This window comes from Microbacterium sp. S1037 (genome assembly GCF_048381605.1).
In the GTDB taxonomy this organism is placed as follows: Bacteria; Actinomycetota; Actinomycetes; order Actinomycetales; family Microbacteriaceae; genus Microbacterium; species Microbacterium testaceum_B.
Genome location: NZ_JBLWIG010000002.1, coordinates 606,120 through 630,516 on the forward strand (window position 1 = coordinate 606,120; position 24,397 = coordinate 630,516).

25 protein-coding genes and 2 tRNA genes are annotated in these 24,397 nt (G+C 69.5%); 15 read left to right on the forward strand and 12 right to left on the reverse strand.

Going from position 1 to position 24,397, the window contains the following annotated elements:
• Position 1 precedes the first annotated feature (1 nt).
• The 7 genes from ACMW4R_RS13630 to ACMW4R_RS13660 all read left to right on the forward strand — a co-directional run bounded on the left by ACMW4R_RS13630 (position 2) and on the right by ACMW4R_RS13660 (position 6,977).
• Positions 2 to 1,324 (forward strand): deoxyguanosinetriphosphate triphosphohydrolase, encoded by a 1,323-nt coding sequence (locus tag ACMW4R_RS13630; protein WP_241493654.1) that lies wholly within the window; start codon positions 2 to 4, stop codon positions 1,322 to 1,324.
• Positions 1,324 to 3,162 carry a DNA primase gene (gene dnaG, locus ACMW4R_RS13635; protein ID WP_418300158.1) on the forward strand — a complete coding sequence of 613 codons (1,839 nt, stop codon included), beginning with the start codon at positions 1,324 to 1,326 and terminating at the stop codon, positions 3,160 to 3,162. The genes ACMW4R_RS13630 and dnaG overlap by 1 nt, the downstream gene beginning before the upstream one ends.
• 88 nt (positions 3,163 to 3,250) lie before the next feature.
• Positions 3,251 to 4,024 (forward strand): ATP-binding cassette domain-containing protein, encoded by a 774-nt coding sequence (locus ACMW4R_RS13640; protein ID WP_418300159.1) that lies wholly within the window; start codon positions 3,251 to 3,253, stop codon positions 4,022 to 4,024.
• A gap of 62 nt (positions 4,025 to 4,086) precedes the next feature.
• Positions 4,087 to 4,159, forward strand: a tRNA-Asn gene (locus ACMW4R_RS13645).
• A gap of 130 nt (positions 4,160 to 4,289) precedes the next feature.
• The gene (glsA, locus tag ACMW4R_RS13650; protein ID WP_418300160.1) at positions 4,290 to 5,228 is read left to right on the forward strand and encodes a glutaminase A; all 939 of its coding nucleotides are present in this window, start codon (positions 4,290 to 4,292) and stop codon (positions 5,226 to 5,228) included.
• Between the two features lie 70 nt (positions 5,229 to 5,298).
• Positions 5,299 to 5,673: a hypothetical protein gene (locus tag ACMW4R_RS13655; RefSeq protein ID WP_058595611.1), complete on the forward strand. Its 375-nt coding sequence runs from the start codon at positions 5,299 to 5,301 to the stop codon at positions 5,671 to 5,673.
• Positions 5,673 to 6,977 (forward strand): glutathionylspermidine synthase family protein, encoded by a 1,305-nt coding sequence (locus tag ACMW4R_RS13660; protein ID WP_058595612.1) that lies wholly within the window; start codon positions 5,673 to 5,675, stop codon positions 6,975 to 6,977. The genes ACMW4R_RS13655 and ACMW4R_RS13660 overlap by 1 nt, the downstream gene beginning before the upstream one ends.
• Positions 6,978 to 7,013: 36 nt before the next feature.
• Here the strand turns inward: ACMW4R_RS13660 and def are convergent, their stop codons facing one another.
• A complete protein-coding gene (gene def, locus ACMW4R_RS13665; protein WP_081317250.1) occupies positions 7,014 to 7,580 on the reverse strand; it encodes a peptide deformylase in 567 nt (188 codons plus the stop codon).
• A gap of 41 nt (positions 7,581 to 7,621) precedes the next feature.
• On the opposite strand from def, the gene ACMW4R_RS13670 reads away from it, so the two are divergent.
• Together ACMW4R_RS13670 and ACMW4R_RS13675 are read left to right on the forward strand one after the other, a co-directional pair.
• Positions 7,622 to 8,584, forward strand: coding sequence for a DMT family transporter (locus ACMW4R_RS13670; RefSeq protein WP_241492183.1), 963 nt, complete (start codon positions 7,622 to 7,624; stop codon positions 8,582 to 8,584).
• A 96-nt stretch (positions 8,585 to 8,680) separates the two neighbouring features.
• Positions 8,681 to 8,757 (forward strand) — tRNA-Ile (locus tag ACMW4R_RS13675).
• A 122-nt stretch (positions 8,758 to 8,879) separates the two neighbouring features.
• Here the strand turns inward: ACMW4R_RS13675 and ACMW4R_RS13680 are convergent.
• Positions 8,880 to 9,923 (reverse strand): methionine synthase, encoded by a 1,044-nt coding sequence (locus tag ACMW4R_RS13680; RefSeq protein WP_418300161.1) that lies wholly within the window; start codon positions 9,921 to 9,923, stop codon positions 8,880 to 8,882.
• Positions 9,920 to 10,900: a putative oxygenase MesX gene (locus ACMW4R_RS13685; RefSeq protein ID WP_058626992.1), complete on the reverse strand. Its 981-nt coding sequence runs from the start codon at positions 10,898 to 10,900 to the stop codon at positions 9,920 to 9,922. Before ACMW4R_RS13685 ends, ACMW4R_RS13680 begins: the two co-directional genes overlap by 4 nt.
• Before the next feature lie 103 nt (positions 10,901 to 11,003).
• On the opposite strand from ACMW4R_RS13685, the gene ACMW4R_RS13690 reads away from it, so the two are divergent.
• Entirely contained in the window at positions 11,004 to 11,954 is a 951-nt protein-coding gene (locus tag ACMW4R_RS13690) for a LysR family transcriptional regulator (protein WP_058614453.1), read from the forward strand.
• 30 nt (positions 11,955 to 11,984) lie between these two features.
• The gene (locus tag ACMW4R_RS13695) at positions 11,985 to 12,941 is read left to right on the forward strand and encodes a methyltransferase family protein (RefSeq protein ID WP_418300162.1); all 957 of its coding nucleotides are present in this window, start codon (positions 11,985 to 11,987) and stop codon (positions 12,939 to 12,941) included.
• A 21-nt stretch (positions 12,942 to 12,962) separates the two neighbouring features.
• Here ACMW4R_RS13695 and ACMW4R_RS13700 read toward each other — a convergent pair whose 3' ends face one another.
• The 5 genes from ACMW4R_RS13700 to ACMW4R_RS13720 form a co-directional block, all read right to left on the reverse strand.
• Positions 12,963 to 13,985: a CNNM domain-containing protein gene (locus tag ACMW4R_RS13700; RefSeq protein ID WP_418300163.1), complete on the reverse strand. Its 1,023-nt coding sequence runs from the start codon at positions 13,983 to 13,985 to the stop codon at positions 12,963 to 12,965.
• Positions 13,982 to 15,385: a hemolysin family protein gene (locus ACMW4R_RS13705; RefSeq protein ID WP_058614455.1), complete on the reverse strand. Its 1,404-nt coding sequence runs from the start codon at positions 15,383 to 15,385 to the stop codon at positions 13,982 to 13,984. The genes ACMW4R_RS13700 and ACMW4R_RS13705 overlap by 4 nt, the downstream gene beginning before the upstream one ends.
• A 211-nt stretch (positions 15,386 to 15,596) precedes the next feature.
• On the reverse strand, positions 15,597 to 16,292 hold the full coding sequence (locus tag ACMW4R_RS13710) for a hypothetical protein (protein ID WP_058595619.1): 696 nt from the start codon (positions 16,290 to 16,292) through the stop codon (positions 15,597 to 15,599).
• Positions 16,289 to 17,212: an ABC transporter ATP-binding protein gene (locus ACMW4R_RS13715; RefSeq protein ID WP_418300164.1), complete on the reverse strand. Its 924-nt coding sequence runs from the start codon at positions 17,210 to 17,212 to the stop codon at positions 16,289 to 16,291. Before ACMW4R_RS13715 ends, ACMW4R_RS13710 begins: the two co-directional genes overlap by 4 nt.
• Positions 17,209 to 17,610, reverse strand: coding sequence for a GntR family transcriptional regulator (locus ACMW4R_RS13720; protein WP_418300165.1), 402 nt, complete (start codon positions 17,608 to 17,610; stop codon positions 17,209 to 17,211). The genes ACMW4R_RS13715 and ACMW4R_RS13720 overlap by 4 nt, the downstream gene beginning before the upstream one ends.
• Before the next feature lie 183 nt (positions 17,611 to 17,793).
• On the opposite strand from ACMW4R_RS13720, the gene ACMW4R_RS13725 reads away from it, so the two are divergent.
• On the forward strand, positions 17,794 to 18,120 hold the full coding sequence (locus ACMW4R_RS13725; protein ID WP_058595621.1) for a hypothetical protein: 327 nt from the start codon (positions 17,794 to 17,796) through the stop codon (positions 18,118 to 18,120).
• Positions 18,121 to 18,183: 63 nt separating this feature from the next.
• On the opposite strand, the gene ACMW4R_RS13730 is transcribed toward ACMW4R_RS13725, so the two are convergent.
• The gene (locus tag ACMW4R_RS13730; protein ID WP_241490460.1) at positions 18,184 to 19,611 is read right to left on the reverse strand and encodes a sensor histidine kinase; all 1,428 of its coding nucleotides are present in this window, start codon (positions 19,609 to 19,611) and stop codon (positions 18,184 to 18,186) included.
• Positions 19,608 to 20,282 carry a response regulator transcription factor gene (locus ACMW4R_RS13735; protein WP_058595623.1) on the reverse strand — a complete coding sequence of 225 codons (675 nt, stop codon included), beginning with the start codon at positions 20,280 to 20,282 and terminating at the stop codon, positions 19,608 to 19,610. Before ACMW4R_RS13735 ends, ACMW4R_RS13730 begins: the two co-directional genes overlap by 4 nt.
• Before the next feature lie 144 nt (positions 20,283 to 20,426).
• Between ACMW4R_RS13735 and ACMW4R_RS13740 the strand changes: the two genes are divergently transcribed.
• From ACMW4R_RS13740 to ACMW4R_RS13750, 3 genes are all read left to right on the forward strand, one after another.
• Positions 20,427 to 20,984 (forward strand): hypothetical protein, encoded by a 558-nt coding sequence (locus ACMW4R_RS13740; RefSeq protein ID WP_418300166.1) that lies wholly within the window; start codon positions 20,427 to 20,429, stop codon positions 20,982 to 20,984.
• A 77-nt stretch (positions 20,985 to 21,061) separates the two neighbouring features.
• Complete coding sequence (locus ACMW4R_RS13745) at positions 21,062 to 22,012, forward strand: hypothetical protein (RefSeq protein WP_418300167.1); 951 nt, start codon at positions 21,062 to 21,064, stop codon at positions 22,010 to 22,012.
• 142 nt (positions 22,013 to 22,154) lie between these two features.
• Positions 22,155 to 22,658 (forward strand): DUF3145 domain-containing protein, encoded by a 504-nt coding sequence (locus ACMW4R_RS13750; RefSeq protein WP_058595626.1) that lies wholly within the window; start codon positions 22,155 to 22,157, stop codon positions 22,656 to 22,658.
• Positions 22,659 to 22,799: 141 nt separating this feature from the next.
• Here the strand turns inward: ACMW4R_RS13750 and ACMW4R_RS13755 are convergent, their stop codons facing one another.
• The gene (locus tag ACMW4R_RS13755) at positions 22,800 to 24,038 is read right to left on the reverse strand and encodes a beta-ketoacyl-[acyl-carrier-protein] synthase family protein (protein WP_058595627.1); all 1,239 of its coding nucleotides are present in this window, start codon (positions 24,036 to 24,038) and stop codon (positions 22,800 to 22,802) included.
• A gap of 68 nt (positions 24,039 to 24,106) precedes the next feature.
• Positions 24,107 to 24,355 (reverse strand): acyl carrier protein, encoded by a 249-nt coding sequence (locus ACMW4R_RS13760; RefSeq protein WP_013586517.1) that lies wholly within the window; start codon positions 24,353 to 24,355, stop codon positions 24,107 to 24,109.
• Positions 24,356 to 24,397: the final 42 nt, after the last annotated feature.

Here is a 24,397-nt window from a genome sequence, read left to right on the forward strand (position 1 = left end):
GGTGACGGTGTCCTCCGCCCGCCCCCTCGGGTACGCGGATGCCGATGCCGCCCGGTTCCACGAAGAGAAGCACCGCTCGCAGCGCGACGACTTCGCGCGCGATCGCGCCCGCGTGCTGCACTCCGCCGCGCTCCGGCGTCTCGCGGCGAAGACGCAGGTGCTGAGCCCCGCAAACCCGGCCGACTTCGCCCGTAATCGCCTCACGCACTCGCTCGAGGTCGCGCAAGTGGGCCGCGAACTCGCCACCGCGCTGCAGCTCTCACCCGACGTCGTCGACACGGCCTGCCTCAGCCACGACCTCGGTCACCCCCCGTTCGGCCACAACGGCGAGCGGGCGCTGAACGACTGGGCGTCCGACATCGGCGGCTTCGAGGGCAATGCGCAGACGCTGCGCATCCTCACGCGCCTCGAGCCGAAGGTGTTCGGCACCGACGGTGAGCCGTTCGGACTCAACCTGACGCGCGCCAGCCTCGACGCCACCTGCAAATACCCGTGGACGGTCGACGAGCCCGTCCCCGACCCGGGCGGGCGTCTCAAGTTCGGCGTCTACCCCGACGATGAGCCGGTCTTCCACTGGATGCGCGGGGGAGCCCCCGTCCGACAGCGCTGCATCGAGGCAGAGGTCATGGATCTCTCCGACGACATCGCGTACTCGGTGCACGATTTCGAAGACGCCGTCGTCAACCGGTACGTCGACCCCGCCCGCCTGGCATCCCGGGTCGGTCGCGAGGGGCTGCTCGACGCGATCCAGCGCTGGGTCGGATACGACTTCGTGCGCGACGACCTCGCGCAGGGGCTCGATCGGCTCATGGCCATGCCCGAGTGGATCCATTCCTTCGACGGCACGCGCCCCGCGCTCGCGCGGCTGAAGAACCTCACCTCCGACCTCATCGGACGCTTCGCGCGCGCCGCGACGTCGGCGACGCGCGAGGCGTACCCGGCCGACGAGCTGACGCGCTACCGCGCGCGCGTCATCGTGCCCGCCGAGGTCGAGACCGAGATGGCCGTGCTCAAGGGCATCATCGGCGCGACGGTGGTCTCGATCGACGGCCGCAAGGTTCTCTACCGCGAGCAGCGGAACGTGCTCAAGCGCTTGGCATCCGCCCTCTGGGAGAACCCGGGAGCGCTCGACGCCCTCCACGCACCCGACTTCGCCGCGGCGCCGGACGACACCGCCCGCCGCCGGGTCGTCGTCGATCAGGTCGCGAGCCTGACCGACCAGCTCGCGATCGCCTGGCACAACCGTCTGGTGGGAGAAGTGGATGCCGCCGAGCTCGGCGTCTGGGCCCCCGGATCCCGTGCGCCCCGCGGGGCGGATGCCTGATGGCCCGTATCCGCCAGTCCGACATCGACGAGGTCAAGGCGCGGGTCAACATCGCCGACGTCGTCGGTGAGCGCGTCGCTTTAAAGTCGGCGGGTGTCGGCTCGATGAAGGGGCTGTGTCCCTTCCACGACGAGCGCAGTCCGAGTTTCCACGTGCGGCCGCAGGTCGGCTACTACCACTGCTTCGGGTGCGGCGAGTCGGGAGACGTCTACTCGTTCCTGCGCACCATGGACCACGTCTCGTTCACCGAGGCCGTCGAGCGGATGGCCGCGCGCGCGGGCTACACACTGCACTACGAAGACGGCGGGCCCGCCCCCGAGACGACCGGGCGCTCGCGCCTCTACGCCGCCAACGCCGCGGCTGCCGAGTTCTTCCGCGCGCAGCTCATGACGCCCGAGGCCGAGACGGGCCGGCGCTTCCTCGGCGACCGCGGGTTCGATGCCGGCGCCGCCGCGCACTTCGGCGTCGGTTACGCGCCGAAGGGCTGGTCGCACCTCATGGACCACCTCCTCGCACAGAAGTTCACGCGCGACGAGCTGCTCCAGGCGGGGCTCGTGTCGCAGGGACAGCGCGGGGTCTACGACCGGTTCCGCGGTCGGCTCGTGTGGCCCATCCGCGATGTGACCGGTCAGGTCATCGGCTTCGGCGCGCGCAAGCTCTACGACGACGACCAGGGACCGAAGTACCTCAACACCCCCGAGACGCCGATCTACAAGAAGGCGCAGGTGTTGTACGGTCTCGACCTCGCGAAGCGCGACATCTCGCGCTCGCACCGAGTCGTCGTGGTCGAGGGGTACACCGACGTCATGGCGTGCCACCTCGCGGGCGTCACCACCGCGATCGCATCGTGCGGAACCGCCTTCGGCAGCGACCACATCACCGTGCTCCGCCGCGTGATGGGCGACGACAGCTCGTCGGGCGAGGTGGTGTTCACCTTCGATCCGGATGCCGCCGGCCAGAAGGCGGCGCTCCGCGCCTTCGCCGACGAGAAGCGCTTCGCGGCCCAGACGTACGTCGCCGTGGCTCCCGAGGGTCTCGACCCGTGCGATCTGCGCCTCCAGCGCGGGGACGGCGCCGTGCGGGCCCTCATGGACACCAAAGCGCCGATGTTCGAGTTCGTCATCGATCAGCGACTGAAGGACTTCGACCTCGGGAGCGTCGAAGGGCGCGCGGGGGCGCTTCGCGCCGCCGCCCCGATCGTCGCCGACATCCGCGATCCCGCGCTGCGCCCGGGCTACGTCAGGGTGCTCGCCCGCCGCCTCGGTCTCGACATGCCCGAGGTCCAGGCAGCGGTCGAGCGAGCGGCGCGCGGCGCCGATCGGGCCGAGAAGCGCGAGGCGCCGAGGGGGCAGGAACCGGCGCCCGTGGCGATCTCGGTCACCCTCGCCTCGCTCCCCAACACCCGTGACGTCGCCCTGGAGCGCGGCGCGATGATGGCGTTCCTGCAGTACGGGCACCGGATCGAGCCCGAGCTGTTCCTCCGTGCCCTGCAGACGCCGTTCGGCCACCCCGCCCTCGAGGCCGTGCGCAGCGCCCTGGCATCCACCGATCTGTCGCAACCCGGCTGGGCCGTGACGGCGGTCGAGGCGGTTCGCGAGCCGTTCCGCTCGCTCGCCGCCGAACTGCTGACGGCCGAGTTCCCCGCTCGCACCGAGGAAGGCGCGGTCGTCGCGGCCAACGACCTCTCGCGTCGACTTCTCGTCCGCGAGATCGAGCGCGAGAAAGCCGAACTCGTGCGCGAGGTGCAGCGCGTGCCCGCCGACACCGACGAAGGTCGGCGCCTCGGAATGCGGCTGCGCGATCTGGAAGCGGACCGCCAGCGGCTCATCGCGTCCTGACCATCCCTCCGACGGCACGCGCTACCGCACCGGCGTGTCGGGAGGGAAGCCCGATGCGCCCGCGCGGCTCTTCAGGGAGGATGAGGGAATGCCCCGGACTCTCGACACCGACGTCGCCATCCGCGCCGACGATCTCTCGCTCGCCCGTGGGGGCACTCGGGTGATCGACGGCATCACTCTGAAGCTGCCCTTCGCGCAGACGCTCGTCGTGCGAGGCGCGACGGGATCCGGCAAGACCTCTCTCGTGTCGATGCTCGCGGGCCGCCCCGACGAAGGGCTCACCGTCGTCGGGGGAGAGGCGTTCGTCCACGGCATCTCGGCCCGGCGTCCGGGTCGCGCGCACCGCGAGTGGACCTTCCACACCGGCTACCTGCCGCAGGGTGCCGGCGCGTCGTTGCCCTCGCGCTTGACCGTGCAAGATGTCATCGCCGAGCCGATCACGAGCCGCGACCGGCGCGTCAACAGCCGCGCGCTCGCCGTGCGCGTCGCCACGCTCCTCGACGAAATGGAGCTCCCGCTCGGCACGGCACCGAAGTATCCCTACGAGCTCAGCGCGGGCATGCGTCAGCGCGTGGCCCTGGCCCGGGCGTTCGTCCTCGAGCCACGCCTCTTCGTGGCCGACGACCTCTACGCCAACCTCGACGTCGAGGTGCGCGCGGCCGCTCGCGCGTCGATCGTGCGCCGACGCGACGAGCGCGGCATGGCGTCGCTCGTCGTGACGAACGATGCCGATGCGCCCACCGACCTCGATGCCGACGTCCTGGTTCTGCACGGCGGGCACGCCGTCGCTTTCGGTCATGGCTCGGACGAGCTGCAGTGGACCCCGGGCGGCGCGCCCGACCGACGCGTTTCGACGGCCTGATTTTTCGACTACCCCGCGGTGCTGTTAGTATCGTGTGGTTGCCCGCCGCAAGGCGCGCATATTCCTCGGTAGCTCAATTGGCAGAGCAATCGGCTGTTAACCGATAGGTTCTTGGTTCGAGTCCAAGCCGGGGAGCGAGAGACCCACGCCCATCTAGCGTGGCTCTCACCCTAGGCCCGGGCTTCCACCCCGGGCCTTACCTTTTGTCCGCACGTCGCGGCTCACACGCGACCCGCGGGGCGGGGATGCCTGCGAGGCTGGGGGAGTGACCCCCGCACCCGACCCCGCCCGCTACGACCTCGACGCACTGCGAACACGGCTTCTCCCCGAGCGCGGGGGAGACGTGGACGACAGCATCCCCCAACTCGCGGCCGCCGATCCCGACCTCTGCGCGCTCGCCATCGCCCTTCCGGACGGCACCGTGCGACGCAGTCGCGACGCTGACGTGCCGTTCAGCATCCAATCCGCGGTAAAGCCGTTCCTCTTCGCTCTGGCCCTGGCAGACACCGACGGCGACGCCCTCGACCGGGTCGGCATCGAACCGACGGGGGAGTCCTTCGACGCGATCAAACTCGAGAGCGGAACCGGTCGACCCCCGAACCCGATGGTGAACGCGGGCGCGCTGCTGACCGCGTCCCTCGTCGAGGGCGGCGATCCCGACGAGCGCGCCGGCCGCATCGCGCGCGGACTCGCCGCCTTCGCGGGCCGTGAGCTCGACGTCGACGAGGACGTCGCGCACAACGAGCACCTGCTCGGCGATCGCAACCACGCCCTCGCGCACCTCATGCGTGCGGAGGGCACGCTCGCGGTGTCCGCCGACGACGCCGTCGCGGTCTATGCGCGCGCGTGCGCGACCCTCGTGGATGCCGCGACCCTGGCGGTCATGGGCGCCACGCTCGCGCTCGGCGGCGTCAATCCGTGCACCGGCGACCGCGTCATCCCCGAGCGGGTCGCACGCGACGTCGTCTCGGTGATGGCGACGTGCGGTGTCTACGACGGTTCCGGTCGATGGATGCGAGCCGTCGGCATCCCGGCGAAGTCCAGCGTGTCGGGGGCGATCGTCCTGTCGGCACCCGGCCGCCTCGGTGCGGCGGTCGTCAGCCCGCCCCTCGACGCTCAAGGCACGAGCGTGCGCGGACACCGCGCGAGCGAGGTGCTCAGTGAAGAACTCGACCTGCACTCCTTCGCAACCCGCCACGGCTGACCCTCGGGTCGTCGCGGGTGTGAGAGCATCGGCGAGGACGCGGCTCCGTGGCGTCCACGAAGGAGTTCCGATGCCGCCCACCGCACGCCGCCGCGCGTCCCGCAGCGTGACGATCGGGGTCGTCGCGGCCCTCGCCGCATCTCTCACCGGGTGCGGTCAGGGCACCAACGTCTCGGAGGACTACGCCCAGATCTGCCGCGACAACGCGACCGAGAAGCGCCTCCCCGACGACGACTGCAACAACCACGGCGGAACGGCCCACTGGTACTACCTGCCGCTGGGTTCCAGCGGGCGGAACGTGCCCGCCGTCGGTCAACCCGCGACCGGGGGCACCGACGCGCTGCCGTCCGGGAAGACCGCGGCGAAGGGCATCTCCGGCGACGGCGCCAGCGTCTCGCGCGGCGGGTTCGGCGGATCGGGATCCGACGGAAGCCACGGCGGCTGATGCGCCGTATCGAACTGGCGCCGCGGCCCGACTGGGAGCGCACCATCAAGCAGTCCGGCCTGATCTACTCGAGATCGCTGCGCGATGACGGGTCCGCCGTCGAGTACTGGAACGACGGCGCGGCGTACGTGTTCACCCTCCCCGAGGTCGAAGCGCTCGAGAAGCAGACCGAAGAGCTGCATCGCATGAGCCGCGAGGCCGCCCGGTACATGGCATCCGGAGAGATGGGGCACCTGGGGCTCACCCCGGAAGCCTTCGAGTTCGCGCAGTGGTCGCTCGAGCAGGACGAGCCCGACGTGTACGCGCGATTCGACCTCGCGTACGCGGGAGACGGCTCTCCGGCGAAGATGCTCGAGTACAACGCCGACACCCCCACCGGGCTGATCGAAGCGTCGCTGACGCAGTGGTTCTGGCTGCAGGATCGCATCAAGAGCGGTGCCCTGCCCGCCGACACCGACCAGTGGAACGGGCTTCACGAGGCACTCGTCGAGCGTTGGCGCGTTCTGCTGCACCGATCGCTCAGCGAGGGAGAGGGCGGGCGCCTGTTCGTCGCGCACTCGGATGCCGACATCTACGGCGAGGACTGGGACACCGTCGCTTACATGCGCGACCTCGCGGGTGAGGCCGGCTGGGAGCACACCGGTATCGAGATGAAAGACATCGGATGGCACCACGGCGCGCGCCAGTTCGTGGGCGTGCCGGAACCGTGGGGCTCGTCGCGCAGCGTCAACGCGCTGCCCGGCGACGCTCCGGGCACGCAGTACCCGGTGATCCGCAACCTCTTCAAGCTCTACCCGTGGGAGGACGTGGTCTCGGGCGACGACCGCGTCGTCGGCGACCAGGAGTTCGGAGCGCTGCTCATCGCCGGACGAGGGCTGTTCGGACGCTGGTTCGAGCCCGCGTGGAAGATGTTCCTCTCGAACAAGCTGCTGCTCGTCGCTCTGTGGCGCCTCTACCCCGATCACCCGAACCTGCTGCCGGCGTACGCCGACGGGCCGAACGGCATGACCGACTACGTCGTCAAACCCGTCTTCGGCCGCGAGGGCGATGGCATCCGGGTCCACCGCGCCGACGGCAGCGTGGTCACGAACGGGCAGGAGTACCGCCGCGAAGGGACCGGGCGCGAGCGCGTGTGGCAGCAGTACCACGAGCTGCCCGACTTCCCCGGGTCGAACGGGAGTAACCACCCCGTGCTCGGGTCGTGGGTCGTGAGCGACGAGGCGTTCGGGGTCGGCATCCGCGAATCCGACGGGCCGATCACCGACTACTACTGCCGGTTCGCACCGAACATCATCGAGGCCTGACAGCCCTCACAGGCCGACGCCTCACGCGTCGACGCCTTACGCGTCGATGTCGTCGACCCCGGGCATCCACGACGCGCCGGGCTTGCCCCACTTGCGCTTTTTGGCGATCTTGGCGACGACCCGGCTGTCCTCGTCGTCGAGGCGATCGACGTACAGGATGCCGTCGAGGTGATCGAACTCGTGCTGGAGGATGCGCGCACGCCAACCGGTGACCTCGATGCGCACGGGCTGCCCGTCGAGGTCGACGCCCGTGAGCAGCGCGGCGTCGGAGCGGCGGAGGGGGAAGCGCTCACCGGGGAACGACAGGCACCCCTCAGATTCGTCGTCGGGATCGGGATACCCCGGCTCGAGCGGACGGATCCACAGCTCCGGGTTGATCACGACGCCCCGCCACGGCAGGCCCTCGTCGTCTTCGTAGGTGTACGTGAAGATGCGCAGGCCCACTCCCACCTGGGGTGCGGCGAGACCGACGCCGGGGGCGGCATCCATCGTCTCGAACATGTCGGCGACGAGGGTGCGCACCTCTTCGGTGATCTCGTCGACGCGGGCGGCGGGAGCGTGCAGCACGGGATCACCCATGATGCGAATCGGGAGAACGGCCACGTCACCAGCCTAATCGCGGAGGCGGCGGCTATCGTCGGAGGGTGATCCCGCTCGATGTCTCCCTCAGCGACGGAATCGACCAACTCGTCGGTGTCTTCCGCGACCCCCGCATCCTCCTCGGCATCCCCCTGGCCCTTCTCGGGGCGGTGTTCATGTCCTTCGGGGCGCAGTACCAGCACCGCGGAGTGCAGAAGGTCGAGCGCCTCTCGGGAAAGACCACCGGGGGACTCTCGCGCAAGCAGCTGACCTCGCTCCTCACGCGTCCGTCCTGGGTGGCGGGCACGGTCATGCTCGGTCTGGCGATCGTGTGCCAGCTCGCGGCCCTCTCGGTCGCGCCGCTGATCCTGGTTCAACCGCTCGGGGCGATCGCGCTCGTCATCACGACGGTGCTGAACGCGCGGGTCACCCGGCACAAGCCCACCCGTCAATCGCTCATCGCGATCGCCGCGTGCGTCGGCGGCATCTTCATCTTCGTGACGATCGCCGCGTTCTTCGCGACCGAGCACGTCGTCACCGAGCGCGAACTGCTCATCATCCTCGGCATCCTGGCCGTGGTCGTGATCGTCTTCGGCGTCTTCTGGATCCTCGTCCGCCGCAAGGCGCAGGCGCTGTTCTACATCATGGCCGCGGGCGTGATCTACGGCTTCGTCGCCACTCTCGCGAAAGTCGTCATCAGCCGCGCCCAGGCCGGCGACTTCGAGTGGCTGACCCTCCTGTGCCTGGTCGCTCTGCTCGCCGCGGTCGCGGTCGGCGCGTACTTCGTGCAGACGGCGTACTCGGTCGGGCCGCCCGACCTCGTGATCGCGGGCCTCACCGTGATCGACCCGATCGTGGCCGTGCTCATCGGCCTGCTCGTGCTCGGCGAGGCCTCGACGGCCCCCGCGTGGGCGCTCATCGGCTTCGTCATCGCCGGCGCGATCGCCACGTGGGGCGTGATCCAGCTGACCAAGCATCACCCGCAGGTGACCGCCGACGGCAAGCCGAAGCAGCCGCGCGTCCACTGACCCCGGCACCTGTCTCCGGTGGGTGCAGGTTTCGAGGATCGACCGCACCGACCCGTCGGCGAGAAACAACGGATGCCGGTAGGCTCGTCGTCGCTGGGGGCGGTGGCCAAGCTGGTCAAGGCAGCGGGCTCATAACCCGACGATCGTGGGTTCAAGTCCCACCCGCCCTACCATTCCCCTCACGCAGGGGTCGCCGACGTGACGAGCGGAGGGCCCGGGACGAACGGAGGGCCGGGGACCCGGCATCCCTCCGCCTCTCGTCCCCGGCCCTCCCGCCGTCACCCGACGTCGCGCGTCAGACCAGCGCCGGCGCCGACACCTCGTCGCGCACGAGAGCGGCACCCGCCGACAGTGCGCTCATCTTCTCGAGCGCCACGCGACGCGGGAGCGGAGCCATACCGCAGTTGGTCGAGGGGATGAGCTTGTCGGCGTCGACGAACTGCAAGGCTCGACGCAGCGTCTCGGCGACCTCCTCGGGCGTCTCGATCGTCTCGGTGGAGACGTCGATGGCGCCGAGCATGACCTTCTTTCCGCGGATCAACTCGATGAGGTCGATCGGCACGTGGGAGTGGTGGCTCTCGAGCGAGACAGCGTCGATCGTGGATCGCTGCAGGAGGGGGAACGACTCCTCGTACTGACGCCATTCGGAGCCGAGCGTCGCCTTCCAGTCGTTATTCGCCTTGATGCCGTAGCCGTAGCAGATGTGCACGACGGTCTCGGCGCGCAGCCCTTCGGCGGCGCGTTCGAGGGCCGCGACGCCCCAGTCCTTCATCTCGTCGAAGAACACGTTGAAGGCCGGCTCGTCGAACTGGATGATGTCGACCCCCGCTGCTTCGAGCTCACGCGCCTCCTGGTTGAGGATCGTCGCGAACTCCCACGCGAGCTTCTCGCGGCTGCGGTAGTGACGGTCGTAGAGCGTGTCGATCATCGTCATGGGTCCGGGAAGGGCCCATTTGATCGGTCGGTCGGTCTGAGCGCGGAGGAAAGCGGCATCCTGAACGAACACCGGCTGACGCCGGCTGACCGCTCCGACGACCGTCGGAACGCTCGCGTCGTAACGATTCCGGATGCGGACGGTCTCGCGGTTCTCGAAGTCGACGCCGTCGAGGTGCTCGATGAACGTCGTCACGAAGTGCTGGCGCGTCTGCTCGCCGTCGCTGACGATGTCGATGCCGCGGCGCTCCTGTTCGTGGACGGCGGCGCGGAGGGCGTCGTGCTTCCCCTCGACGAGCTCGGGGCCGTCGAGCTCCCACGGCGCCCAGAGGACCTCGGGCCGCGCGAGCCACGCGGGCTTGGGGAGGCTGCCGACGAGAGCGGTGGGCAGAAGAGCCGAGGTCATCGCAGCACCGCCCCGAAGTTCGCAGCCCATGCGTCGAGAGCGGCGCGGTGCGGCTTCACGAAGTGCTCCTCGGCGTAGCGTCCCTGCACCACGGCGAGCTGGCTGCGCTCCTCGCGGTCGTAGTCGATGCCGGTGCGCACGAAGTCGGGCTGGTCGAGGGTCGGGCGGTACACCTCACCGGCGGGGATGACGGCGTTGTAGATCTCGGGACGGTAGATCTTCTGGAAGGTCTCCATCGTGGCGATCGTGCCCGCCAACTGCAGGTCGGTGTAATCGGCGAGCAGGTCACCACGGAAATAGAACGCGAGGGGAGCGACGCTGCCGCGCGGCATGAAGTACCGCACCTGAAGGCCCATCTTCGCGAAGTACTCGTCGGTGAGCGAGAACGCGTCCTGTTCGTACTCGACGCCGAGCACGGGGTGCACGACGCCGGTGCGGTGGTACGTGCGGCTGGTCGAGACGCTGATGCAGATCACCGGCGAGGACGGGAACCGCTCGCGGTACGCCGAGGAGTCGAGGAAGTACTGGAAGAGCTTGCCGTGGAGGTCGCCGAAGTCGTCGGGCACCGTGAACGCGCCCGCAGCCGCCTTGGCGGCCGGGAGGACCACGCTGAAGTCGTAATCGCGGAGGTACGACGAGAAGTTGTTGCCGACGATGCCCTGGTGCCGCTCGCCGGTCTCGGTGTCGACGATATGGACGTCGAGGACTTCGATGACGGGGAACTCCTCGTCGTCGGCGCCGTCGGCGAACGCGAGTTGCACCGACACGATGTCGAGTTCGACGCGATACCGGGCGTCGGCGGACAGCAGCTCGTTGAGTCGGCGATCCATCATCGACAGGGCGTTTCGCAGGTTCTGTCGGCGACCCTCGCCGCGAGCGAGGTTCGCGAAGTTGGTCGTGACGCGCGAGTTCTCCGCCGGGGCGTAGTCCTCGTCGAAACGGGTGGTGGTGATGCTGAACGTGATGTCGTTCGTCATGACGTGCCAATCAGAAGGGGTCGGATGCCGCTCCCTCATGGTGCTCGCACGGATCAGGCATCGGGTAATTCCACGCAACTATGCGTTGGTATAGCCTCAAGCTATGGCCCGTCGTCCGAGCGGCATCACGCTGCAGCAGCTCCAGTACTTCATCGAGGTCGCCGCCGAAGGGTCGATCAGTGCGGCGGCCGACCTGCTCTACGTCGCGCAGCCGACGATGTCGGCCGCGATGCGCGACCTCGAGAGTCGCGTCGGGCGGGACCTCCTCGCGCGCTCGGCCCGCGGAGTCACGCTCACCAATGACGGCGTGGAGTTCCTGGGGTACGCCCGTCAGGTCGTCGAGCAGGCGGAGCTGCTCGAACAGCGCTACCTGGGCCGGCCTCCGTCGCGCCGTCTCCTGGGCGTGTCGGCGCAGCACTACTCGTTCGTCGTCGACGCCTTCGTGCGGATGGTGCGAGCGACGGATGCCGCCGAGTACGAGTTCTCGCTCCGAGAGACGCGGACCTGGGACATCATCGAAGACGTCCGGACGCTGCGCAGCGAGCTCGGCATCCTGTTCCGCAACGACTTCAACCGCAACGTCATCGACAAGCTGCTGCGCGACTCGGGACTGGCGTTCCACCCGCTCTTCGTCGCCGACCCACACATCTTCGTGTCGCGGCGGAACCCGCTCGCGTCGCGTGAGCGGGCGACCCTCGACGACCTCGTGGCCCTGCCCCGTCTGACGTTCGACCAGGGCGCCAACAACTCGTTCTACTTCGCCGAGGAGATCCTCTCGACGCTCTCGAGCGCCCAGGAGATCCGCGTCTCGGATCGCGCCACGATCTTCAACCTCATGATCGGCCTCGACGGCTACACGATCTCAACGGGCATCATCAGCGACGACCTCGACCCCGAGATCGTCGCGGTGCCCCTCGACGTCGACGAGAAGATCGAGATCGGCTGGATCGGTCGCACGGCCATTCCCCTGACCGAGCAGGCCCAGCGCTACCTCGCCGAGGTGCGGACGGTCGTCGTCGAGGCGGGTGTCGCCCTGAGCGACCCCGCCGCGTAGGGCGGAGCGCGCGAGATACTCTCGGTCGAGATGGACACCACCGCTTCTCGCCCCATCGCCCTCGGCCGGCTGTACTTCGCCGCGCAGGCGCTCGCCGGCGCGTCATGGTGGGTCTTCGTCTTCGCCGTTCCGTTCGTCCGCACCGCGACCCTCGGCGACCTCGACCCCGCGCTCGTCGCGATGCTCGACGTCCCCCTGTTCGTCGTGGCATCCGCGCTCGCGGTCCTCCCCGGCCGCGCGGGCCGCATCGCCGCTCTCGTCGCGACCGCGTGGACACTGCTCGTGACCTCGGCCCTCGCCGTGTACGCCACCGTCACGGGTCTGGCCGGGTGGGGAGTGGTCGCGATGGTCGCCGCCGCCACGTGCTCGGTCCTCGCACTGTTCCTGCTCTGGCTCGGACGCGTTCCCACGAACTGGCTGCTCGTCGGACCGTTCGCCTTTCGCCGAGCACGCCTGCGCCGGACGCCGATCGCCCACGTCGTCGCCACGACCGCTCAGATCGTCGTGTTCTGGGGGCTGTTCCTCGTCGTATTCCCCCTCGTGATCTGGGTCCTCGAGAAGAGGTGGGGTCTCGCGGCCCCCGTGCCCGCGTGGGTGACCCTGGTCGGTGCCGCAGTGGTGCTCGCCGCCAGCGCCCTCGGCCTCGCGTCGGCCGCCGCGATCACGGTGAAGGGCGACGGAACGCCGCTGCCGTCCGCGATGCCGAATCGTCTCGTGATCGCCGGTCCCTACCGGTGGGTGCGCAACCCGATGGCTCTCGCGGGAATCGCTCAGGGCGTCGGTGTCGGGCTCATCCTGCAGTCGTGGCTCGTCGTGGTCTACGCGCTGGCGGGGTCCCTGGTCTGGAACTACGCGATCCGACCCCACGAGGAGGCCGACCTCGAGGCGAGCTTCGGAGACGACTACCGCCGGTATCGCGACGAGGTGCGCTGCTGGATTCCCGGTCGCCGCCGACACACGGCGAAGGCCCCGCTCGCACGCATGTGAGAACGGGGCCTTCGCAAACGATCACCGCGTGACGTCGACGAGTTCGCCGGGCCCCGGCAGGATCTCGCGCAAAAGGTCGTCGAGCGTGACGACCCCCACGAGCCGGTCGCCGTCGACGACGGTGGCCAGCTGCACCCGGCCGCGACGCATCCGCGCCAGCGCATCGTACGCCGAGGCCTCCGGCTCCAGCACGAGCGGCTCTCGCGCGATGTCGAGCGCCGGGGTCGCGGGATCGACGGTCAGCGTGTCTCGCACGTGGGCGACCCGCGAAGACGCTCCCGCACCGACGAGGATCCGCAGGTGCGTCGACGCGGCCGCGACCGCCTGGATGTCGGTGACCGTGGCATCCGTCGGCACACTCGTGGGGGAGCGGTCCGTCCGGACGATGTCGCCCACCGTCAGGGTGCCGAGCGCGATCGCCTGCGCGATCGGCTCCGAGTACTGCTCTTCGAGCGTGCCGGCCTGGCGCGAATGCGCGACGAGCTCGCGGATCGTGTCGGCGTCCTGACCGCCCGCGGCCGCCTTGTCGACCGGCTCGACACCCGACGCCTTCACCAGGCGGTTCGCGATGTGGTTGATCCACAGGAGGAACGGTCGCAGTGGCCAGGTGAGGGCACGGGCCAGGATGCCGGTGGCCTTCGCCGCGGTCTCGGGATGCGCGATCGCCCACGACTTCGGGGCCATCTCGCCGATCACGAGGTGAAGGAACGTGACGACGATCAGCGCGAGCATGAACGCGATGATGTCGGCGAGGACGTAGGGGAGACCCCAGGCCTCGAACACCGGGGCGAGGGCGTAGTCGATCGCCGGCTTCGTGATCGCCCCGAGCAGGAAGGTGCAGGCCGTGATGCCGAGCTGCGCGAACGCGAGCATGACGGTGAGCTCGTTGACGCCACGAAGGGCCGCGCGGGCGGAGGCGCTCGTGGCGGCCTCCTCCTCCAGTCGGTGGCGGCGCGCGGCGAGCAGCGCGAACTCCACGATCACGAAGAACGCACTCGCGATGATCAGCAGTGCCGTGATGAGGGCGACGATCCAGCCGTTCATCGGGCCACCTCCTCATCGACGCTCGGCGCTTCGTCGGCGGGCTCGGCATCCCGATCCACCTCATGCAGGCGGACCGCGAGCTGCGAGGGCACGTGCCGGTCGACCTCGACGACCTCCACGGTCAGCCAGCGCTCGATCTCGAGGCCCTGAACCGTTTCGGACGGTTTCTCGGGCAGGTCGACGCGCACCACCGCGCCGATCGCGGGGAGGTCGCCGTGGGTCTCGATGACCAGACCCGCAGCAGTCTCGGCGTCCGTCTCGGCCAGGTCGTGGCCGATCACGCGCTCGAGCTCGTCGAGGTGCAGATCTCCGGGCACGTTCCACGCGTCGTCGCCCACGACGGCGACCTCGGACGTCTCGATATCGTGCTCGTCGGAGAGCTCGCCGATCACCTCTTCGGTGAGGTCTTCGATCGTCAGGATGCCGTCGAAGTTGCCGTACTCGTCGACCACGCACGCGAGCTCGTTGCGGGTCTTGCGCATGCGGTCGAGGGCGACCGGCAGCATCATCGAGGTCGGGAGGACGACGGCGGGCCGCATGACCGTCGACACGAGGGCGTCGTCCGCCGGCTGCTCGCGCAGCAGGTCGATCAACTCGACGACGCCGACGGGGGAGTCCTCGTCGCCGATGACGGGGTAGCGCGTGTGTCCGGATGCCATGAGGGCACGCACCTCACCGACCGTCGTCTCGGGGGTCACCGAGTCGATCTGCGAGCGCGGGATCATGGCGTGCTCTACGTCGCGCTGGGGGAAGTCGAGGATGCGGTCGATGATGATCGACAGATCGTCGGGGAGGTCACCGCTCTGGCGGGACTCCTCGATGATCGCCTCGAGGTCGCGTGCCGTCGCGCTCTCGTCGACGTCCTCGAGAGGTTCGATGCGCAGCAGACGCAGGAGCGCGTTGGCCGCGACATCGAAGACGGTGATGAGCCACCCGAAGAGCAGGAGGTAGATGCGCGTCGGGACGGCGAGGGCGCGCGCCAACGGCTCGGGGCTCGCGATCGCGAGGTTCTTCGGATAGAGCTCTCCGAAGATCATCGTCACGACGGTGGCGAGCAGTAGGGCACCGACGGTGCCGATGAGGATCGAGACGCCCGGGTCGATACCCACGCCGCCGAGCAGCGTGCCCAGCGATACACCGATGAGCGGTTCGGCGACGTAACCGATCAACAGACCGGTCACCGTGATGCCCAACTGCGCGCCGGAGAGCATGAACGACGTGCGCTTCGTGATGGCGAGCACGCGCTTGGCCTGCGCGTCGCCCTTCTCCGCCAGCGCCGCCATGCGCGAACGGTCGACCGACATGTACGCGAACTCCTGCGCGACGAAGAAGCCGCAGGCGACGATGATCGCCAGAGTCACGATGACGCCCAACAGAAGAGTCAGGACCGCAGCCAGCATCAGATTTCACCCCCTCTCGAAACGAGGGGGCTCGAAGATCGGCCCTCCTGGTCGGGGGAGGTTCGGTGATGGCTCACGGGGTTTCTCTCTCGTGGGTCGGTTGATCGAAGATCGTCCTCAACTGTATCGAGGCGACGACACGCCCGGCTGGGGATTGACCGCGTAAAAGGGGGCCGGACCGCGGCGCGGTCCGGCCCCCTTTTACGCGCGATTACGGGGTCGCGCGACGCAGGGTGAGGAACGACGAGGACGCGAGGGCGGCGATCAGCACCAGCCCCCAGAGCGCCATCCCGAAGGCCCCGAGCGCGGCCCCGCCCTCGAGCACGGCGGGCCACGACCGAGTGAGTGTGACGAGCGCGATGATCGCGACCAGGAGGAGCCCCACACCGACAAGGGTGACGGTGAGGACGAGCGTGCCGAAGCGCTTGAAGATCGTCGCCGCCCAGAATCCGATGACGAAGAAGAACATCGCGACGGCGAAGGAGGTCACTCCGGCCGCGACGGGACCAGCCTCCCAGAGCCAGGGCATGTAGAAGAAGTACCCGTTCATGCCGTACCCACCCGTCGCCTGCTCGACGAGGCCGCCGATGACGGAGATCGTCGAGAGCACGACAGCCGTGATCCCCGCTGTCAGCAGGGTCCCCGTGAAGAACTCACGACGCGTGACGCTCATCGCCTGGGAGAAGGGGAACGTGCGGGTCAGCGCCTGGGCGCCGACCACGCCGAAGTACCACAGCGGGGCCTGGGCGCCGCCGCTGATCTTGACGCCGTCGACCCCCGCCGCGGCGATGATCCCGTAGACCAGAAGGCTGAGCCCCAAGGCTCCGAACAGGATGATCAACGGGAGCCAGAGGAACGTCTGACGGTTGATCAGCTGCAGACGGACCACGTTCAGCGTGCGGTTCATCGCAGCGCTCCTTCCGGGAGGGAGGCGCCGACCGTGGCGGCGGCGCGTGGGCTGGTGTTCTGCGTGCGACGCACGATGAGTTGCTGCAGCGATACCGGGGCGACCTCGAGTCGCGCCTCGACGAGCGCCCGGCGGTCCGCCGGGGTGAGCTCGCCGACGACGGTGACGGATGCCACGCCGCCGAGGCTCTCGCGATGGATGACCTCGCGCCCCAGGCAGAAGGCGTCGACCGCGATCGAGTCACCGACGATCGTCACGGCACTGTGGCGCACGGCATCCGTGTCCTCGTCCATGACGATGCGTCCACCGTCGAGCACGATGACCTTCTCGAGGAGGTTGGCGACCTCGTCGATGAGGTGGCTCGACAGGATGATCGTGCGCGGATGCTCGGCGTAGTCCTCGAGCAAGCGGTCGTAGAAGATCTGTCGGGCGACCGCGTCGAGGCCGAGGTACGGCTCGTCGAAGAAGGTGATCTCGGAGCGGGAGGCGAGGCCGATGATGACGCCGACCGCCGAGAGCTGTCCGCGCGAGAGCTTCTTGATCGTCCGCTTCAGCGGAAGCTGGAACTCCTCGACGAGGCGGTCGGCGAATGCCTGATCCCAGTCCGGGAAGAACAGACGGGCGGCCCGGAAGGCGTGGGCGGGCTGAGCGTCATCGGGATACTTCTGGCTCTCGCGGACGAAGCACATGCGCGAGAGGACGCGCGGGTTCTCGTACGGGTCCTCACCGAAGACGCGGGCCTGCCCGCTCGACGCGAAGTTCTGCGCGGTGAGGATGGACATGAGGGTGGTCTTGCCGGCACCGTTGCGGCCGAGCAGACCGTAGATGGAGTCCTTCTCGATCCGGAACGACACGTCGTCGAGGGCGAGTCCGCCCCGGTAACGCTTGGTGAGGCCCGTGGCCTCGATCACGGCGGTCATCGTCCGACTCCTTCGGTGCGGGGGGAGGGGATGGCGGAGGCGAGCTGCGCGCGCTCGCGGATGAGATCGGCGAGGTCGTCCGGACCGAGACCGAGAGTGCGCGCTTCGGCGAGGAGGGGTTCGACGAAGCGGTCGGCGAAGGCCGTGCGGCGCTCGCGAAGCAGGGTGTCACGCGCGCCCGAGGCGACGAACATGCCGATGCCTCGCCGTTTGTAGAGGACGCCCTTGTCGACGAGCATGGTGATTCCTTTCGCGGCGGTGGCGGGGTTGATGCGGTGGAACGCGGCGAGTTCGTTCGTGGAGGGCGCACGTGTCTCCTCGGCGAGCGAGCCGTCGACGATGGCGTCTTCGACGCTCTCGGCGATCTGGAGGAACAGCGCCCTGCCGTCGTCGATCATGCGATCTCCGTCCATTGGTTCATTACTTGACTAAGTAACCATGCAACGCGTGGCCGAGCCGTGTCAAGACCGGAGATACTTCGCGGCGTGAGATACTAAGTGCACCCCGCATTGCTGCGCTTCCCGGCGCGGTCCCGCCCCTTGCATCACAGGACTCTTCATCGCGCCAGAAAAGGACCAGCCGTGGGACGCCTCATCTACCGTGATCGCGCATCGTTCGACATCGACGACCGCATCCTCGCCCACCTTCGCATCGTCATCATGAACAAGTTGCGCCGCAACGAGGGGTTCATGCTGCAGCTTCCCGTCAACGAGGGAGTCCGCCAGGCCAGCATCTGGGTGCACGCCTCGAACGCCCTCGTGCTGCAGTTCTACGGCGGCCGCGAGCCGTCGATCGACCGCGAACTCGTGGATCAGATGATGCACGACGCCAGCAGCGCCGATGGGCTCACGCTCCTCTCGACGGGCCCGGTCATCGCGGCCGCCCCGCCGTCGCGCGTCGCACGCTGACGCGCGCACTGCACGACGCGCTGCGTCGAACGCGCCCCGCATGGGCGAGCGCGCCGCGCCGACTCAACCCCGGCGCTCGCCGCGGGGGAGGGTGACGACGAAGAGCGCCCCTCCCTCGTTCGGCAGGCAGCGGACGTCACCACCATGTGCACGCGCGATCCCACGCGCAATGGGTAGGCCGAGACCCACACCCGTCGAGGAACGCGCGGGATCCAGGCGCACGAGTCGGTCGAAGATGCGCTCACGGTCCTCGGGGGCGACCCCGGGCCCGTCGTCGGCCACCGTCAGCGTGACCTCCGTCGCGCCCTCCTCCACGCCGACACGCACCGATCCGCGACCGCCCGTCGCACGGGCGGCGTTCTCGATGAGGTTCGACAGCACCTGGCCGATGCGGTCCACGTCGACGGATGCCACGACAGGGGCGTCCGGAACCGTCGCCCGCAGGTCGAGATGGGGGTAGAGCAGCGGTGCCCGCTCCGCCTCCGCCCGCACGAGACCCCGAAGGTCGACGTCGGCTCGGGTGAGTTCTAGGCCCCGGTCGACCCGCGCCATCATCAACAGGTCGTCGACGAGGCGCGAGGCGCGAGCGGCTTCTCGAGCCACCTGTGCGGCGAGCATCTCGCGGTCAGGCCCCTCGAGGTCGGCTCGAACAAGGGTGTCGGCGGCGGCGCGAATACCCGCGACCGGCGTCCGCAACTCGTGTGCAGCGTCCGAGAGGAAGGCGCGCAATCGCCGCTCTGCGCCGCGCGCGGCCTCCTCGGCACCGACGACATCGTCGAGCATGTCGTCGAGCGCGGTCGCGACGCGGCCGATCTCGGTGTCCGGCCGCGTCGGCCTCAGCCGGCGGCCGCGCTCGCCCGCACCGATCGAGCGCGCGACCTCCGATACCTGATCCAGCGGCCGGAGCGTCGCGCGAACGATGACGATCACGGCTCCCGCGGCGAGAGCGAGAACGACGGCGGAGGCGATCGCCATGATCCACCGCACCTGGACGAGCGTGTCCTGAACACCCACCGCGGATGCCGTGAGCGTGAGAGTGGATCCGTCGCTCAGGGTCGAACTCAGCGTCACGAGATCGTCGTCACCGCCGACCGACGAGGCGACGACCGTGACAGCGGAACCCGTCGCAGTCGGCTGTGGCGCCGCGGGCTCCCCAGGTCCCGGGCCCCCGGGCCCCCGAGGGCCGTCGCGGAGTTGTTCGGGGCTCGGACCGGCGACGATCGAACCGCCGCCCGCGCTGTCGATGCGCACGGCGAGGCCCTGATCCGACAGGCGCTCGGCCAGATCGGTGTCGTCCACGGTGCCGACGAGCGACGCGGCGGCCGCGGCGCGATCGCGCAGTCGCTCCTCGATCTGCCCCCGCAGACGGGCGCCCAGGGCGACGTCGACGACGACCGACAGAACGATGAGCAGGACCGCGACGAGCGCGAGCACGGCGACGATCGTGCGGCGACGGAGCGAACCCGATCGCAAAGCCGGTGCGGCCATCATGGCGTGACGCTCAGGCGATAGCCGAGGCCGCGCACGGTGTGGATCAGACGCGGTCCGCGCGTCTCCATCTTGCGTCGCAGAGCGCTGAGGTGCACCTCGACGAGGTTCGGGTCGTAGTCGTCGTACCCCCACACCTGGGTGAGGATCTGCCCCTTCGACAGGGTGCGGCCGCGGCTCTCCGCGAACAACTGCAGCAGGCGGAACTCGGTCGCCGTGAGATCGAGCGCCCCACCGGCGCGGTGCGCGATCGCCGCGTCCGGGTCGACGACGAGATCCCCGACCGCGATGGTCTGGGGGAGGCGCCCGCGACGACGCAGCACCGCGCCCACGCGCGCCACGAGCTCGGCCACGGTGAACGGCTTGGTCACGTAGTCGTCCGCGCCCTCGGCGAAGCCCCGCAGGCGATCGTCGACCTCGTCGCGCGCGGTGAGCATGATCACGGCGGTGTCGCCCTCGGCATGGATCACCGGGAGCAGCCGGATGCCGGCGGGCCCCGGCATCATCCAGTCCAGCACCACGAGGTCGGGGCGGAACGCACGCAGACGCGCCGTCAGATCACCGCCGTCGGGTGCCCCCTCCGCGACGAAGCCCTCCGCGCGCAGCGCGGTGACGACGCTGATGCGGATGGTCTCGTCGTCGTCGAGGACGAGGACGCGGGCAGGGGTGGGCACCTCGTCACGGTACGACCGCGCCCTGTGCGCTTCTTATGCGTCGGCTATGGCATCCGATGCCGTGAGCAAGCTTCAGGTTCGCTTCAGTCCTGCCTCCAAGGCTGGGCTTACCGCCGGGAATCCTCCGGCCCAGGAAGGAACATCATGACCGACGACGACAACCCGACACTCCCTCTGCCGCGCACCGAGGAGCAGCCCGAACCGCAGCGGCGCCGTTGGACGCGACCCGCGCTGATCGCCGGTGCCGTGGTCGTGGCGCTCGGCCTCGCCGGAGGCTCCGCCGCGATCGCCGCGCAGTCCGGTGCTCCCCTCGCCCTCGCGGGGGCCTCGACGACGTCCGCCCCGAGCGCTGACGGCGGCAGCGGGCCGGGCACCGCACCGATGCCGGGCGCCACCCCGACCGATGCCCCGACCCCTGGCGCCGGGGCCCCGACCCCCGGCGCCGAGGCCACTCCTCCCGCCACGCCGGGCGACGGTGCCGGACCGGGCGCGTGCGAGCCGGGCGCGAGGGGTCCCGGGGGACCGGGCGCCGGGGGTCCGGGCGGCGCCACGCCTCCCGCGGACGGACAGGCGCCCACTCCTCCCGCCCCGCCTGCGGACGGGCAGGCGCCGACCCCACCCGCGCCTCCCGCCGACGGACAGGCCCCCACCCCGCCCACCGGTGGGCAGGCGCCGACCATGCCGCCGACGCCCGGCAGCTGATGACCGACCCGCGCTGACCGCCGCGCCGCACGTTCGACGTGCAGGCCGCGGTCAGCGCGGTGAGGCACGATCGATGCATGACCGCACGGCGACCTTCGGCCCGCCGCGTCGCCTCCTCCCGCCGGACGCCTCCGCGCCGGACGCCTCGGAGCCGCAAGCGGCGCCGCTCCCGCGCTGCGACGCTGCGTCGCCGCCGCCTCGCCGTCGGCATCCTCGTCGCGATCGGCGCGCTCTCCATCGTCGGTCTCCTCGTCGCCGCCTTCGTCCCCCTGCTCAGCCTCGGCGCCGCGTGGAACACCGAGATGAAGGACGAGGTGGAGAAGGAGAGCATGGACCTCTCGACCTTCGACCCCGGCCGCCTGATCGACGATGCGGACTTCTACGACGGCAACGCGATGACCGCCGACGAGATCCAGCGATTCCTCGACGAGAAGGTGGGGGAGTGCCGGACCGACACCTGCCTCAACGTCCTACGGACGACTCTGCCCGGCCGCGACAGGCTCGTCTCGGATGCCACGGGCGAGACCATTTGCGAAGCGATCGACGGCGGCGACCTCACGGCCGCGGAGATCATCGATCGGGTCCAGCGCGCGTGCGGCATCTCCGCGAAGGTCCTGCTCGTGACGCTCCAGAAGGAGCAGAGCCTCGTGTCGGGCCGTACGGCTCGCGCGCCCGACGAAACAGAACTCGGCGCCGCGATGGGCGCGCGGTGCCCCGACACCGCACCGTGCGATCCCGGTCTCGCCGGGTTCGCGTCACAGGTCGTCCAGGGCGCCACCGACCTGAAGTCGTACAGCGCCTCGGACTTCATGCGGCAGCCGGGCACGCACTGGATCGCGTTCTCGCCCGACCCCGACTGCGGCGGCTCCGAGGTCGCGATCGAGAACGAGGCCACCGCGGCCCTGTACAACTACACGCCGTACCAACCCAACGCCGCGGCTCTCGCCGCGACGTGGGGGACGGGCGACGCCTGCTCGGCGTACGGCAATCGCAACTTCGCGCTCTACTGGTCGCTCTGGTTCGGCTGACGGCCCGCGCACGGGTCATCCACGGGCGAATCACAGTGTTGTGATTTCGTTATGAACGGGCGATAATGACCGAGACAACCGAACATCGCCGTGAACTCCGTCACAGGTCGTAGGGGAAGACGTACCTGACGAAGGAGAGACCATGGCGACCACGTCTTCGCGCGGAGTGATCCTGATCCACTCCGCGCCCCGCGCGTTGTGCCCCCACCTCGAGTGGGCGGTGGGACGCGCTCTCGGCCGTGCCGTGAACTTCGACTGGACCGACCAGCCGGTCCTCGCGGGTAGTCGACGCGCCGAGTTCTATTGGGAGGGTCCCGTCGGCTCCGGCGCGGCTCTCGCGAGCGCGATCCGCGGGTGGGAGCACCTCCGCTTCGAGGTCAGCGAAGATCCGACCCCGCGCAGCGACGGCGGTCGCTGGATGCACACGCCTGGTCTCGGCATCCACTACGCGCAGACCGACGCCGCCGGGAACGTCGTCATCGGCGAGGACCGCGTGCGCTACGCCATGGAGGTCGCGGCGGGCGACGCGTTCGAACTGCAGCGTGAGCTCGACGTCGCGCTGGGTTCCGCGTGGGACGAAGAACTCGAGCCGTTTCGTCATGCCGGAGACGATCAGCAGATCGTCTGGTTGCACAAGGTCGGCTGAAACCGTCGGGCGGGGAGGCGCCATTACCGGACGTCGGTGATCATTCCCGGCACCGAGACCGCGTATCCCCTCTCGATCGAAAGACGAACGCCCCCGCCATCCCCGAAGCAGTCGGGGGATGCCGGGGGCGTTCGGCCGTGATCAGACCGACGCGATCGCCACGACGGCGTTGTGACCGCCGAAGCCGAACGAGTTGCTGATCGCGAGCTGGTCGCCCGCCCCCAGCTCGACCGGCGAACCGGACAGGGCGAAGGGGACCTCGGGGTCCTGCTCGGTGAGGTTGATCGTGGGGGGAGCCACGCGGTTCTGCAACGCGAGGACGGTGAAGATCGCCTCGAGGGCACCCGTTCCGCCGAGCAGGTGGCCCGTGGAGGCTTTGGTGGCCGAGACGGGGATCTCGTCGACGCGATCTCCGAACACCGCGCGCAGCGCCTGGTACTCGTTGGGGTCGCCGACGGGCGTCGAGGTGGCGTGCGCATTGATGTGGGTGACGTCGTCGACGGACGCGCCGGCCATGTCGAGGGCCATGCGCACCGCACGGGCGGCGCCCCGGCCCTCAGGGTCGTTCGCGGTGATGTGGTACGAGTCGGCGGTCACGCCGCCGCCCACGATCGAGGCGTAGATCTTCGCCCCGCGGGCTTTCGCGTGCTCCTCGGTTTCGAGGATCAGCACGCCCGCGCCCTCGCCCATGACGAAGCCGTCGCGGTCGATGCTCGCCGGGCGGGAGGCGGTCTCGGGCGAGTCGTTGCGCTTGGACAGCGCCTGCATCGACGCGAACGAGGCGATCGTGATGGGGTGGATCGCCGACTCGGTACCGCCGGCGATCACGACATCCGCGAGACCGTCGCGGATGTGCTGAACGGCGTTGACGATCGACTCGGTGCTCGAGGCGCAGGCCGAGGCGACGGTGCGCGCGAACGCGCGAGCGTTGAAGTGCAGCGACAGGTTGCCGGCCGCCGCGTTCGGCATGAGCATGGGCACCGTCATCGGCATGACGCGGCGCGGGCCCTTCTCGCGCAGGACGTCCCACGCGTCGAGGAGCGTCCAGACACCACCGATGCCGGTGGCGAAGTCGACGCCGAGACGGTCGGGGTCGATGTCGGGCGCGCCCGCGTCTTCCCACGCTTCCTTCGCCGCGACCATCGCGAGCTGCGACGACGGGTCGAGTCGCTTGGCGATGGGGCGCTCGAGAACGGTCTCGGGGCGGACGAGAGCCTCGGCGGCGAAGGTGACGGGAAGCTGGTACTTCTCGACCCACTCGTGCTCGAGGGTGCGCGCGCCGGAAGTGCCGGCCAGCAGGGCGGACCAGCTCTCGGGGGCCGTCCCGCCGATGGGGGAGGTGGCTCCGATGCCGGTGACGACGATGCGGGGTGTGCTCATGGGGTGCGAATCCTTGCTCGGGACCGATGGGACCTGACCGGTGGGGGCCGAAGCCCCCACCGGGAGAATCAGGCCTGGTTCGAGGTGATGAAGGTGACGGCGTCGCCGACGGTCTTGAGGTTCTTGACCTCGTCGTCGGGGATCGTGACGCCGAACTTCTCCTCGGCGTTGACGACGATCGTCATCATCGAGATGGAGTCGATGTCGAGGTCGTCCGTGAACGACTTCTCGAGGGCGACCTCGTCGGCCGAGATGCCCGTCTCGTCGGTGATGAGCTCGGCAAGGCCGGCGAGAACCTCGTCGTTGGTGAATGCCATGATGTCTCCTGTTTTCTTGGGGGTTGGGCCCGACGGGCCCCG